This is a genomic window from Micromonospora rhizosphaerae (assembly GCF_900091465.1).
GTDB lineage: Bacteria > Actinomycetota > Actinomycetes > Mycobacteriales > Micromonosporaceae > Micromonospora > Micromonospora rhizosphaerae.
Window position 1 is genome coordinate 3175420 of the sequence record NZ_FMHV01000002.1, and the last position, 13074, is coordinate 3188493.

Annotated in this window: 15 protein-coding genes; all 15 read left to right on the plus strand. The window is 73.6% G+C overall.

Annotation, left to right across the window (positions count from 1 at the left end; all coding sequences use genetic code 11):
* The 15 genes from GA0070624_RS15240 (at position 1) to pheT (ending at position 12983) form a co-directional block, all read left to right on the plus strand.
* Positions 1 to 648, plus strand: coding sequence for a riboflavin synthase (locus tag GA0070624_RS15240; RefSeq protein WP_091341656.1), 648 nt, complete (start codon positions 1 to 3; stop codon positions 646 to 648).
* A complete protein-coding gene (gene pnuC / locus GA0070624_RS15245) occupies positions 648 to 1343 on the plus strand; it encodes a nicotinamide riboside transporter PnuC (RefSeq protein ID WP_091341658.1) in 696 nt (231 codons plus the stop codon). Before GA0070624_RS15240 ends, pnuC begins: the two co-directional genes overlap by 1 nt.
* Positions 1340 to 2608, plus strand: coding sequence for a bifunctional 3,4-dihydroxy-2-butanone-4-phosphate synthase/GTP cyclohydrolase II (locus tag GA0070624_RS15250; RefSeq protein ID WP_091341660.1), 1269 nt, complete (start codon positions 1340 to 1342; stop codon positions 2606 to 2608). Before pnuC ends, GA0070624_RS15250 begins: the two co-directional genes overlap by 4 nt.
* Positions 2609 to 2610: 2 nt before the next feature.
* Entirely contained in the window at positions 2611 to 3111 is a 501-nt protein-coding gene (gene ribH, locus GA0070624_RS15255; protein WP_091341662.1) for a 6,7-dimethyl-8-ribityllumazine synthase, read from the plus strand.
* Positions 3112 to 3240: 129 nt separating this feature from the next.
* Complete coding sequence (locus tag GA0070624_RS15260) at positions 3241 to 3843, plus strand: FIMAH domain-containing protein (protein WP_141715019.1); 603 nt, start codon at positions 3241 to 3243, stop codon at positions 3841 to 3843.
* Between the two features lie 108 nt (positions 3844 to 3951).
* Positions 3952 to 4215, plus strand: a complete 264-nt coding sequence (locus GA0070624_RS15265; RefSeq protein WP_091341666.1) for a phosphoribosyl-ATP diphosphatase — start codon at positions 3952 to 3954, stop codon at positions 4213 to 4215.
* Positions 4216 to 4260: 45 nt separating this feature from the next.
* A complete protein-coding gene (hisG, locus tag GA0070624_RS15270) occupies positions 4261 to 5106 on the plus strand; it encodes an ATP phosphoribosyltransferase (RefSeq protein WP_091341669.1) in 846 nt (281 codons plus the stop codon).
* Complete coding sequence (locus GA0070624_RS15275) at positions 5103 to 6068, plus strand: DMT family transporter (RefSeq protein WP_091341670.1); 966 nt, start codon at positions 5103 to 5105, stop codon at positions 6066 to 6068. Before hisG ends, GA0070624_RS15275 begins: the two co-directional genes overlap by 4 nt.
* Positions 6065 to 6535 carry a PH domain-containing protein gene (locus tag GA0070624_RS15280; protein WP_176731702.1) on the plus strand — a complete coding sequence of 157 codons (471 nt, stop codon included), beginning with the start codon at positions 6065 to 6067 and terminating at the stop codon, positions 6533 to 6535. The genes GA0070624_RS15275 and GA0070624_RS15280 overlap by 4 nt, the downstream gene beginning before the upstream one ends.
* 418 nt (positions 6536 to 6953) lie before the next feature.
* Positions 6954 to 7568, plus strand: coding sequence for a translation initiation factor IF-3 (gene infC / locus GA0070624_RS15285; RefSeq protein ID WP_091341672.1), 615 nt, complete (start codon positions 6954 to 6956; stop codon positions 7566 to 7568).
* Positions 7569 to 7587: 19 nt separating this feature from the next.
* Complete coding sequence (gene rpmI, locus GA0070624_RS15290; RefSeq protein ID WP_091341674.1) at positions 7588 to 7782, plus strand: 50S ribosomal protein L35; 195 nt, start codon at positions 7588 to 7590, stop codon at positions 7780 to 7782.
* A 32-nt stretch (positions 7783 to 7814) separates the two neighbouring features.
* On the plus strand, positions 7815 to 8207 hold the full coding sequence (gene rplT / locus GA0070624_RS15295; RefSeq protein WP_091341676.1) for a 50S ribosomal protein L20: 393 nt from the start codon (positions 7815 to 7817) through the stop codon (positions 8205 to 8207).
* Positions 8208 to 8236: 29 nt separating this feature from the next.
* Positions 8237 to 9076 carry a TrmH family RNA methyltransferase gene (locus tag GA0070624_RS15300; protein WP_091341678.1) on the plus strand — a complete coding sequence of 280 codons (840 nt, stop codon included), beginning with the start codon at positions 8237 to 8239 and terminating at the stop codon, positions 9074 to 9076.
* A gap of 241 nt (positions 9077 to 9317) precedes the next feature.
* Positions 9318 to 10397 carry a phenylalanine--tRNA ligase subunit alpha gene (pheS, locus tag GA0070624_RS15305; protein WP_091341680.1) on the plus strand — a complete coding sequence of 360 codons (1080 nt, stop codon included), beginning with the start codon at positions 9318 to 9320 and terminating at the stop codon, positions 10395 to 10397.
* A gap of 39 nt (positions 10398 to 10436) precedes the next feature.
* A complete protein-coding gene (pheT, locus tag GA0070624_RS15310) occupies positions 10437 to 12983 on the plus strand; it encodes a phenylalanine--tRNA ligase subunit beta (protein ID WP_091341681.1) in 2547 nt (848 codons plus the stop codon).
* Positions 12984 to 13074: the final 91 nt, after the last annotated feature.

Consider the following 13074-nt stretch of genomic DNA (forward strand, 5'->3'; position numbering starts at 1 on the left):
ATGTTCACCGGCATCGTCGAGGAGCTGGGCGAGATCGTCCGGACCACCGAGACCGCGGGAGACTCCGCGCTGCTGGCCATCCGCGGCCCGCTGGTCACCTCGGACGCCCGGCACGGCGACTCGATCGCGGTCAACGGGGTCTGTCTGACCGTGGTCGACGTCGACGGCGGCGTCTTCACCGCCGACGTGATGGGGGAGACGCTGCGCCGCTCCGCGCTCGGCGCGCTGCGCCCGGGCGACCCGGTCAACCTGGAGCGGGCCGCCGCGCTCGGCAGCCGCCTCGGGGGGCACCTGGTGCAGGGGCACGTCGACGGGGTCGGCGAGGTGCTGCGCCGGGAGCCGGCCGCGCAGTGGGAGACGGTCCGGTTCCGGCTGCCCGCCGCGCTGTCCCGCTACGTGGTGGAAAAGGGCTCGATCACCATCGACGGGGTCTCGCTGACCGTCGCCGACGTCGGCGACGACTGGTTCTCCGTCGGGCTGATCCCGACCACCCTGAAGCTCACCACGCTCGGTGCCAAGGGTGTCGGCGAACCGGTCAACCTCGAGGTGGACGTGCTGGCCAAGTACGTCGAGCGGCTGCTCGGCGACCGGGTCACCGGCGGTGCCGGGCTGGCGGGCGGCGCCGGCCTGCCGGGGGGTGAGTTCTGATGGGCCCCCTCGGTTGGCTGCTCGACGCCCAGGTCCAGGTCGCCGGCTCGCCGGTGCTCGTCCGGGAGATCGTCGGCAACGTCTTCGGCCTGGCCTCGGCGCTGCTCGGGCTGCGCCGGCTGGTCTGGGCCTGGCCGGTCGGCATGATCGGCAACGCGCTGCTCTTCACCGTCTTCCTCGGTGGCCTCTTCGCCACCCCGCAGGCGCACGACCTCTACGGCCAGGCCGGCCGGCAGGTCTTCTTCTTCGCGGTCAGCCTCTACGGCTGGTGGCGCTGGTCGCGCAACCGCCGCTCGGGGGCCGGTGAACAGCCCGCGGTGACGCCCCGCTGGGCGACCGGCAAGGAACGCCTCGCGCTGCTGTTCGCGGCGGCGGTCGGCACCGCCGCCGCGTACCCGGTGCTCGCCGCGCTCGGCTCGTGGGGGCCGCTGCCGGACGCCTGGATCCTGGTCGGCAGCCTGCTCGCCACCTACGGCATGGCCCGCGGCTGGGTGGAGTTCTGGCTGATCTGGATCGCCGTCGACGCGGTGGGTGTCCCGCTGCTGCTGCGCGGCGGCTTCTACCCGTCGGCCGCCATGTACCTGGTCTACGGCGCCTTCTGCGTCTGGGGCCTGGCCGCCTGGTGGCGCACCTCACGGGCCACCCCGCCGGACCGCACGCCGGTCCCGCCGACCTACTCGGAGGCCGTCGCATGACCACCACCTTCGGCAGCATCGAGCAGGCGGTGGCCGACATCGCCGCCGGCCGGCCCGTCGTCGTGGTCGACGACGAGGACCGGGAGAACGAGGGCGACCTGATCTTCGCGGCCGAGCTGGCCACCCCGGAGCTGGTCGCGTTCATGGTCCGCTACACCTCGGGCTACATCTGCGTGCCGCTGACCGAGTCCGAGTGCGACCGGCTGGACCTGCCGCCGATGCACCACACGAACCAGGACCGGCGGGGCACCGCGTACACGGTGACCGTGGACGCCCGGGAGGGGGTCACCACCGGCATCTCGGCGGCCGACCGGTCGCACACCATCCGGCTGCTCGCCGATCCGTCCACCGACCCGACCGATCTGGCCCGGCCCGGGCACGTGGTGCCGCTGCGCGCCCGCGAGGGTGGGGTGCTGCGCCGGCCCGGGCACACCGAGGCGGCGGTCGACCTGACCCGGCTGGCCGGGCTGCGGCCGGCCGGCGTGCTCTGCGAGCTGGTCAACGACGACGGCACCATGATGCGCCTGCCGGACCTGGGGAAGTTCTGCGCCGAGCACGGGCTCACCCTGATCACCATCGCCGACCTGATCGCCTACCGGCGGCGGACCGAGAAGCAGGTGGAGCAGGTCGCCGACGCGCGGATGCCCACCCCGTACGGGGTGTTCCGGGCGCTCGGCTACCGCAGCGACTACGACACGGCCGAGCACATCGCGCTGGTGATGGGCGACCTCGGCGACGGCCGGGACGTGCTGGTCCGGGTGCACTCCGAGTGCCTAACCGGGGACGTCTTCGGCTCGCTGCGCTGCGACTGCGGCCCGCAGCTGCAGGCCGCGCTGGCCCGGGTGGCACAGGAGGGGCGCGGGGTGGTGCTCTACGTGCGCGGGCACGAGGGGCGGGGCATCGGCCTGCTGCACAAGCTCCAGGCGTACCAGCTGCAGGACCTGGGCCGGGACACCGTGGACGCGAACCTCGACCTGGGGCTGCCCGCCGACGCCCGGGACTACGGCACCGGGGCGCAGATCCTCTACGACATCGGCGTCCGCTCGATGCGGCTGCTGACCAACAACCCGGCCAAGCGGGCCGGCCTGGAGGGGTACGGCCTGACGGTGACCGGCCGCGAGGGGCTGCCGATCCGGTCGAACCCGGAGAACGTACGGTACCTGCGGACGAAGCGGGACCGGATGGGCCACCTGCTGGACGAGTTGGACGAGGTGACCGAGGCGCCGATGGGCCGTCCGGTGGCCAGCGACGAGATCGGAGCGTAGACATGGCGGGTTTCGGCGAACCGGGCGTCACGACGGTGGACGCGGCCGGGCTGACGGTCGGCGTGGTCGCCGCGCGCTGGCACGGAGACCTGACCGACCACATGGTCGACCGCGCGGTGGCCGCCGCCGAGGCGTGCGGGGCCCGGGCCGTGGTGGCACGGGTGGCCGGCTCGGTGGAGCTGCCCGTGGTGGCGCAGGCGATGGCCCGCCGGTACGACGTGGTGGTCGCCCTCGGCGTGGTGGTCCGGGGCGCGACCGCGCACTTCGACTACGTCTGCCGGTCGGTGACCGACGGGCTGACCCGGGTCGCGCTCGACGAGGGCAAGCCGGTCGCCCACGGGGTACTGACCGTGGAGACCATCGAGCAGGCCCGCGACCGGGCCGGGCTGCCCGGATCGGCGGAGGACAAGGGCTGGGCGGCAACCATGGCGGCGCTGGATGCGGCGCTCGCCATCCGCGGCCTCGACGCCACCAACGGCCACCGGGTCGGCTTCGCCGGCTGACCCGCCCGCGATCCACCACTCGGTACCCGGTAGTCGACCAGGCCCACCAGCACGGCGCCCGCTCCGTTGGCGCCCCCCTGCGGGCGCTACAGGATGTCGGGCCCGGCGGGCTCTGGCATGATGTCCGCCGTGTCTGTCATCCCCGATCCGCCCAGTGCCGAGCGGGCCTGGCCGACGGCGCCGCTGCCGCAGGTGCGGGCCGGCCGGAGCCGGCACCGCGCCCCTGATGACGGGCGTCGGTTGATGTGGGTGACCGTCACGGGTGCCGTGGTCGTGGTCGTGGTTGTCGCGGTGATGATGGCGTTCGACGGTGGCGGGGGAGGGGCCGGGCCGGCGGTGCTCGCCACGCCGGGCGAGACTGCCGCTGCCGAGGCCACGGAAGCGCCGGTGGTCGGCGACCCGTCCGCCTCGCCGACCGTGTCGCCGTCGGCCAAGCCGTCCCCCCGGCCCGGCCAACGCGCAGCGAACCTCGTCGCGGGGATGCAGGCGGCGGTCCGCGGACTCGTGCAGCAGGGGCAGCTGTCTCGTGATGCCGGTAACGAATTGGGCAGGCGGCTGCGGGATGTCGAGCAAGCGCTCTCCGGCGGTGACGCCGCCAGGGCCCGGGAGAAACTACGCGAGTTCGGCGAGAGGCTTGTCAATATCCGCAGGAAGAACAAGATCAGCAGCAGCGGCTATGACACCCTCGCCTCATTGGCGACGCAACTCGCGCAGGCGCTGCCGAACCGCTGACCGCGCCCCGTCGCAGTCCAATCAGCAACCGGCGCGGGCTTGGGGAGAGGCGACCGGTCCGGACCCGGGGCGCGTGGTCACCCCGGGCGGCTGGAAGAATCGCATCCCGTGAAGACGTTCGAGGAGCTGTTTGCCGAGCTGCAGGCCAAGGCCGCCGCCGGCACCCCGGGCTCGGGCACGGTCGCCGCGCTCGAGCGGGGGGTGCACTTCATCGGCAAGAAGGTCGTCGAGGAGGCGGCCGAGTCGTGGATGGCCGCCGAGCACGAGGGCCCCGAGCGGGCCGCCGAGGAGATCTCCCAGCTGCTCTACCAGGCCCAGGTGCTGATGCTCGCCACCGGCCTCGAACTCAAGGACATCTATCGACATCTGTGAGTGCCCCCACCCGCTGATCAATCCCGATCGAAGGAGCACTCCGTCATGCTGCGTGTCGCCGTTCCCAACAAGGGCACCCTGGCCGAGCCGGCCACCGAGATGCTGCGCGAGGCCGGTTACCGGCAGCGCCGCGACCCCAAGGACCTGGTCTGCCGGGACGAGGCCAACGACGTCGAATTCTTCTACCTACGCCCCCGGGACATCGCCACCTACGTCGGCTCCGGCGATCTGGATCTCGGCATCACCGGCCGGGACCTGCTGGTCGACTCCGGCGCCGCGGCCGAGGAGGTGGTGGACCTCTCCTTCGGCGGCGCCACCTTCCGCTTCGCCGCCCGCCCGGACACCATCGCCTCACCGAAGGAGCTCGGCGGGCAGCGGATCGCCACCGCGTACCCCGGGGTGGTCAACCGTTACCTGGATGAGCACGGGCTGAGCGCCGAGGTCATCCGCCTCGACGGCGCGGTGGAGAACGCCGTCCGGCTCGGGGTGGCGGACGTGGTGGCCGACGTGGTCTCCACCGGGGCCACCCTGCGCCAGGCCGGTCTGGAGATCATCGGTGAGCCGCTGCTGGTCTCCTCGGCCGTGCTGGTCCGGCGCGCCGGCGCGCCGGGCTGCGGCCAGGCCGACCAGCTGCTGCGCCGGCTGCACGGGGTGCTGGTCGCCCGGCGCTACGTGATGCTCGCCTACGACGTGCCGGCCGGGCTGCTCGACCGGGCCAGCTCGCTCACCCCGGGCATCGAGTCACCGACCGTGTCCCCGCTGCACCGCGAGGGCTGGGTCGCGGTGCAGGCGATGGTGCTCCGCGAGGACGTGCACCGGATCATGGACGAGCTCTACGAGCTGGGCGCTCGAGCGATCCTGGTCACCAACATCCACGCCTGCCGGCTGTGAGGCCGCTACCGCCCTCGGTCGCGCTGGCCGTGGTCGTCCTCGGCGGGGCGGCCTCGGCGGCGCAGGGGCTGGTCAACGCGGAGCTGGGCGAGCGGGCCGGCAATCCGGCGCTCGGCGCGGTGGTCAACAACCTCGGCGGGAGCCTGCTGGTGGCGCTGGGACTGCTCGCGCTGCCCTCGATGCGTGCCGGGCTGGCCGCGCTGCGCCGGTCCCGGCTGCCCTGGTGGTCGTACCTGGGCGGGCTCGGTGGGGCGGCGATCGTGGTGATCGGCACGTACGTCGTGCCGGTGCTCGGGGTCGCGGTGTTCACCATCGCCCAGGTCGCCGGGGGCAGCGTCGGCGGGCTGGCGGTCGACCGGGCCGGCCTGGCCCCGATCGGGCGGCTGCCGGTCACCGTCTCCCGGGTCGCCGGGGCGGTGCTCGGCGTCGGCGCGGTGACCCTCGCCCAGCTCGGCCGGCCGGTCGGTGACCTGGCGGTCGGGCTGGTCCTGCTCGCCGTCGCCGGTGGCCTGGCGGTCGCGCTGCAGTCCGCGCTGAACGGCCGGGTCTCCGCCGCCGGCAGCACCGCCGCGGGGCTCGCGGTCAACTTCGCCGTCAGCACCCCGGTGATCCTGGCGGTGGCGGCCCTGGTCGGGGCGTTCGCCGCGCGGCCCACCTGGCCCGGGCAGTGGTGGCTCTACACCGGCGGCCTGCTCGGCGTCGGCATCGTGCTCTCCCTGCTCGTCGGGGTGCACGTGGTCGGGGTGCTGCGCACCGGTCTGGCGCTGGTCGCCGGTCAGCTCGGCGGTGCCCTGGTGCTGGACGTCGCGCTGCCCGGCGGCGCCGGGGCGCGGCTGCCGGTGCTGGCCGGCGCGGCGCTCACCGTGGTGGCGGTGGTGGTGGCCGGCGGAGGGCGGCGGCCGGCGCCGGTCCGTGTGGCGCCGGAACACCACCGGGAGCCGGATGGCAGACTGGTCGGGTGAGCGATTCTCTGGTGACCGTGCGGCCGCGGCGGATCCGGGTGGTCTGCTGGGCGTCGGCCGCCGCCCTGCTGGTGGTCTTCAGCCTGGTGGCCACCTCGCTGACCGGCCGGACCGGTGACGGCTACGGCACCTTCCAGCGGGGCGACCAGCTCGCCATGATCGGGCTGGGCGTGCTCGGCGCGCTCGGCATTCTGCTCTTCACCCGTCCCCGGGTGGTGGCGGACGCGAAGGGTGTCCGGGTACGCAACGTGATCGGCTCATACGAGCTGCCCTGGGAGGTCATCCGCGGGGTCCGCTTCGACCGGAGCGCCCCCTGGGCCAGCCTGGAGCTGCACGACGACGACCTGCTGCCGATGGTCGCCCTGCAGGCGGCCGACAAGGAGCGCGCGGTCGAGGGCGTCCGCGCCCTGCGCCGGCTGCACCAGGCCCACCTGGCCGCCCTCGCCGACACCACCCCCAGCCCCTGACGCCCCGCCCCACCTGCCCGCCTGGGCGCAGATTCACGGAAAGCGTGCCTGCTCCGCGCCGGATAGCCACTCTTTCCGCGAATGAGCAGGCCGGGAGGGATGGGCGGAGTTGGGGATGGCAGGGGCGAGGGTGTACTGTTGCTCAGTCGACCAGACTGCCCCCGTTTCGACGTGCGGGCGGTCCTGAAGCGGAGCGCCTGCTCCCACCCGAGTCGCCCAGACGGTGGCCGGGTCCGGTCACCGGTTCCGGGGACACCCCGGTTCCGGATGCGCGATCATGTGATCGTGCCGACCGGTCGAGCGGGCCCTGGCATGTGCCGGGGCCTTCTGCTTTCCGGGTCGGCTCCCGACCGGGAGCCGCGGAGTCGGCACCGTAGGAGACTCGACTCGAGGAGGCCCCATCAGCGTCGAACCACGCGTGAACGAGCAGATCCGGGCACGTGAGGTCCGACTGGTCGGCCCTGAGGGTGAGCAGGTGGGCATCGTCCCGCTGGAGCGCGCCCTTCAGCTGGCCGCGGACGTCGACCTGGACCTGGTCGAGGTTGCGCCGATGGCGCGCCCGCCGGTGTGCAAGCTCATGGACTTCGGCAAGTTCAAGTACGAGAGCGCACTGAAGGCGCGCGAAGCGCGGCGTAACCAGCAGCAGACCGTCATCAAGGAGATGAAGCTCCGGCCGAAGATCGACCCGCACGACTACGAGACCAAGAAGGGTCACGTGGTGCGGTTCCTCAAGGCCGGCGACAAGGTCAAGGTGACGATCATGTTCCGCGGTCGCGAGCAGAGCCGCCCGGAGCTGGGTTACCGGCTCCTGCGCCGGCTCGAGTCGGAGATCTCGGACCTGGGGTACGTGGAGGCCGCTCCGAAGCAGGACGGCCGCAACATGATCATGGTGCTCGCGCCGCACCGCGCCACCAAGGCGGCCGCCACGGCTGCCCGCGGCAGCGCACTACCGCGGGGCGAGCGGGAATCCGGCGCCCCCGAGGCGGCGCCGCCGGCCGAGGCGGCCGGGCCCGCCGGGACCACCGGCGAGTAACAGGGGAGAAGACGTTTCAATGCCGAAGATGAAGAGCCACACGGGTACGGGCAAGCGGGTCAAGGTGACCGGCAAGGGCAAGATCGTTGCCCAGCAGGCTGGCCTCCGCCACAAGCTGGAGAAGAAGCCCTCCACCCATACCCGCCGGCTGACCGGCACCGTCGAGCTTGCCAAGGCCGACGTCAAGCGAATCAAGAAGCTGCTCGGCCGCTGACGCGCGCCACCTGAACCGAAGAAGGAGTTGAGATGGCACGCGTCAAGCGGGCTGTGAACGCCCAGAAGAAGCGTCGTACCCTGCTGGAGACCGCGAGCGGCTACCGCGGTCAGCGCTCCCGGCTGTACCGCAAGGCCAAGGAGCAGGTGCTGCACTCGATGCAGTACTCCTACCGGGACCGTCGTGACCGCAAGGGCGACTTCCGGCAGCTCTGGATCCAGCGGATCAACGCTGGCGCCCGGGCCAACGGGCTGACCTACAACCGGCTTATCCAGGGCCTGCGCCTGGCCGGCATCGAGGTCGACCGCAAGATCCTGGCCGACCTGGCCGTCAACGACGCCGCGGCCTTCGCCGCGATCGTCGAGCGGGCCCGGGCCGCCGTGGCGGCCGAGGGCACCGGTGGCGCCGGCGCCCAGGCCGCCTGATCCACCAGCAGCAGATCGAGGCGTCTCCCATGCAGTCACCACCGCGCGGGAGGCGCCTCGATGCTGTCCAGGGTCCGTTCACTCCGCGTACCCCCAGGGTCGTTGCCGCCCGCCGGCTGCACCGCCGCCGGGACCGCGAGGCCACCGGCCGCTTCCTGGCCGAGGGGCCGCAGGCGGTCCGCGAGGCCCTGGCCCGCCCCGGGACGGTCACCGAGCTCTTCGGTACGCCGGCCGCCCTGGACCGGTACGCCGACCTCGCGGCGCAGGCCGCCCGGGCCGACGTGCCGGTCTCCGAGGTGACCGACGAGGCGCTCGCCGCGCTGGCCGAGACCGTCGCCCCGCAGGGCCTGGTCGCCGTCTGCCGGCACCTGGACGTACCGCTGGACCGCGCGCTGGCCGCCGGCCCGCGCCTGGTCGCGGTGGTCGCCGAGGTCCGCGACCCGGGCAACGCCGGTACCGTGCTGCGCACCGCCGACGCGGCGGGCGCCGGTGCGGTGGTCTTCGCCGGGGACGCCGTCGACCCGTACAACGGCAAGTGCGTCCGGGCGTCGGCCGGCAGCCTCTTCCACGTGGACGTGGTCCGCGCACCCGACCCGCTCGACGTGGTCGCCGCGCTGCGTGCCGCCGGGCTCACCGTGCTGGCCACCACCGGCTACGGCGACACCGACCTTGACGACCTGGCCGACGCCGGGGCGCTGGCCACCCCGACCGCCTGGCTCTTCGGCTCCGAGGCGCACGGCCTCCCCGAGGAGTTGACCGCCGCCGCCGACGCGCGGGTCCGGGTGCCGCTGCACGGGCGCGCCGAGAGCCTGAACCTGGCTGCGGCCGCGGCCGTCTGCCTGTACGCTTCAGCGAGAGCGCTACGCTGACCGACGGGTCGCGCGGCCACACAGCGATCTTATGGTCGCCCGGCAACACAGCAGGGGAGTCGTCCGCATGATGAACGCGCCACGGCGTTCGTTTAGCCAGCCCGCCGGTGTCGGCGGGCGGCGGGCCTGACCTTCCTCCTGCCCGATCTCCCACCGGCGGGCTGCGGCACAGCCGCGCGTCCGTAGACTCGCCTAGCCGCCCCTGAGGGTCGGCGCCGCCGTGAGGGAGTGCCCGTACGTCATGAGCTACCGCAACGATCCGTACGACCCGAAGCAGGTCGCCCTGCTCGACCCGGCCGCCCTGGCCGAGGCCGTGGCCGCCGCCGAGAAGGCGTTCGCCGCCGCCGCCGATCCGGACGCGCTGACCGCGCTGCGCCCCGTGCACCTCGGTGACCGGGCCCCGGTCTCGCTGGCCCGCCGGGAGATCGGCGCGCTGCCGCCGGCCGCGAAGGCCGACGCCGGCAAGCGGGTCAACGAGGCCCGCCGGGCCATCGAGACCGCGTACGCCGCCCGGCAGGAGACCCTGCAGCGCGAGCGGGCCGAGCGGATGCTGGTCGAGGAGCGGGTGGACGTGACCCTGCCGTACGACCGGTACCCGCGCGGCGCCCGGCACCCGGTCAGCATCCTGATGGAGCAGATCAGCGACTTCTTCGTCGGGATGGGCTACGAGGTGGCCGAGGGGCCCGAGGTCGAGCTGGAGTGGACCAACTTCGACGCGCTGAACATCCCCGCCGACCACCCGGCCCGCGGCCTGATGGACACCTTCCACATCGCACCGCCGCCGGGCGCCGAGGAGTCCGGCCTCGTGCTGCGCACGCACACCTCGCCGGTGCAGGCGCGCACCATGCTGACCCGCAAGCCGCCGATCTACGTCATCGTGCCCGGCCGGGTCTACCGCACCGACGAACTCGACGCCACCCACGCCCCGGTCTTCCACCAGGTGGAGGGGCTGGTGGTGGACAAGGGCATCACCATGGCGCACCTGCGCGGCACCCTGGACCACTTCGCCCGGGCGATGTTCGGGCCGGAGGCGAAGACCCGGTGGCGGCCGCACTACTTCCCGTTCACCGAGCCGTCGGCCGAGTTCGACGTCTGGTTCCCGGAGCACCGCAGGGGACCGCAGTGGGTCGAGTGGGGCGGCTGCGGCATGGTCAACCCGCGGGTGCTGCGGGCCTGCGGCATCGACCCGGAGGTCTACTCCGGATTCGCCTTCGGCATGGGCATCGACCGGACGGTGATGTTCCGGCACGGGGTCGGCGACATGCGGGACATGGTCGAGGGGGACGTGCGGTTCACCCGCGCGTTCAGTGCCGAGGCGTAGGCGATGCGGGTACGGACAACGGAGACGGTGGTCTGAGTCATGCGAGTTTCTGTCAGTTGGCTGCGGGAGTACGTCGACATCCCCGCCGACCTGCCCACCGGCGACCTCGAGCAGGCGCTGGTCGACCTCGGCATCGAGGTCGAGTCGATCGTGGACCTGCGGGAGACCGTCACCGGTCAGCTGGTGGTCGGCGAGGTTCGCGAGATCGAGGAACTCACCGGCTTCAAGAAGCCGATCCGGTTCTGCCGGGTCGACGTCGGCGACGCGAACGGCACCGGCGAGCCGCAGGAGATCGTCTGCGGGGCGCGCAACTTCGCCCCCGGCGACCGGGTGGTGGTGATCCTCCCCGGCGGCGTGCTGCCCGGCGGCTTCGCCATCGGCGCGCGCAAGACGTACGGGCGCACCTCCAACGGCATGATCTGCTCGGCGCAGGAGCTGGGCCTGGGCGACGACCACTCGGGCATCATCGTGCTGCCCGAGGACACCCCGGCCAAGCCCGGTGACGACGCCCGCCCGGTGGTCGGCCTCGACGACGTCGTGGTCGAGATGGAGATCACCCCGGACCGCGGGTACGCGCTCAGCGTGCGCGGCATCGCCCGCGAGCTGTCGCACGCCCTCGGCGTGCCGTACCGCGACCCGGCCCTGGTGCCCGCGCCCGGCCCGACCGAGCGGCCGGCGTACCCGGTCGAGGTGCGGGACCCGGTCGGCTGCGACCGGTTCGCCGCCCGGATGGTCCGCGACATCGACCCGGCCGCGCCGACCCCGGGCTGGATGTCGCACCGGCTCGCCGTGGCCGGCATCCGCAGCATCTCGCTGCCGGTCGACATCACCAACTACCTGATGCTCGAACTCGGCCAGCCGATGCACGCCTTCGACGCCGACCGGATCAGCGGCCCGCTGGTGGTCCGCCGGGCCGAGCCGGCGGAGAAGCTGACCACGCTGGACGGGGTCACCCGCACCCTCGCCACCGACGACATGGTCATCTGCGACGACACCGGGCCGATCTCGCTTGCCGCGGTCATGGGCGGCGAGACCAGCGAGGTCGTCGCCTCCACCACGAACGTGCTCTTCGAGGCCGCGCACTGGGACCCGGCGATGGTCGGCCGGACCGCCCGCCGGCACAAGCTGTTCAGCGAGGCGGCGAAGCGCTGGGAGCGGGGCGTCGACCCGAACCTGCCGCTGGTCGCCCTGGAGCGGGCGGTACGGCTGCTCACCGAGCATGGCGGCGGCACGGTCGGCGAGGAGGTCCTCGACATCAACCACGTCCGGCCGATGCGTCCGGTGACCATGCCGGCGGACCTGCCGTCCCGGCGGGTCGGGGTGGCGTACTCCCCGGAGCGGGTGGTCGCCCTGCTGGAGCAGGTCGGCTGCACGGTCGTCCGGGGCGCCGACCGGCTGGGTGAGGATCCGGGCGAGGTCGGGGTGGCCGCGGGCACGGGTGACGTGCTCACCGTGACCCCGCCGAGCTGGCGGCCGGACCTGACCGACCCGGCCGACCTGGTCGAGGAGGTGGTCCGCCTCGACGGGTACGACCGGGTCCCGTCGGTGCTGCCGGTCGCGCCCGCCGGCCGCGGCCTGACCTGGCGGCAGCGGCGGCGCCGGGCGGTGGCCTGGTCGCTCGCCGAGCGCGGGTACGTCGAGGTGCTCGCCCAGCCGTTCGTCTCCGCCGAGCTGGCCGACCTGCTCGGCCTGCCCGCCGACGACCCGCGTCGGCAGGCGGTCCGGGTGGCCAACCCGCTGTCGGAGGAGGAGCCGCTGCTGCGCACCACGGTGCTCGGCCCGCTGCTCGGCATCCTCAAGCGGAACGTGGGCCGGGGCCTGCGGGACCTCGCGCTCTACGAGATCGGGACGGTGTTCCACCCGCGTCCGGGCGCCGGCACCCCGCCGGCCATGGGCGTGGACCGTCGGCCCAGCGACGCCGAGTTCGCCGCCGCCGACGCGGTGGTGCCGGACCAGCCGCGGCACGTCGCCGCGGTGCTCGCCGGCGACATCGAGCCGGCCGGCTGGTGGGGTCCGGGTCGCGCGGCCGGCTGGGCGGACGCGGTCGAGGCCGGCCGCACGGTGCTCGCCGCCGCCGACATCCCGGCCGACCGGATCACCGTCCGGGCCGCCGAGTACGCCCCCTGGCACCCCGGCCGCTGCGCGGAGCTGCTGGTCGACGGCACCGTGGTCGGGCACGCCGGTGAGCTGCATCCGACGGTGGTGGCCGCGCTGGAGCTGCCGCGCCGCACCTGCGCCATGGAGCTGAACCTGGACGCGCTGCCCGCCGCGCCGATGGTCACCGTGCCGGCGATCTCCACCTTCCCGCCCGCGCTGATTGACGTGGCGCTGGTGGTGGACGATTCGGTCCCCGCCGCCGAGGTGCAGCGCGCGCTCGCCGAGGGGGCCGGTGAGCTGCTGGAGGGCGTCCGGCTCTTCGACGTGTACACCTCCGAGCAGCTCGGCACGGGCCGCAAGTCGCTGGCGTACAAGCTGACGTTCCGGGCCCCGGACCGGACGCTGACCGTCGAGGAGGCGGTGGCCGCCCGCGACGCGGCGGTCGCCGAGGCGGCCCGCCGCTTCGGCGCCACCCTCCGCGGGGCGTAGTAGCAGTACGGAAGGGTCCCTTCTGATCGCCCTTTGCGTCCGAAGGGGCCCTTCCTGACACCCGCTCGAGGTGAGGCACCGGGCATCGCGT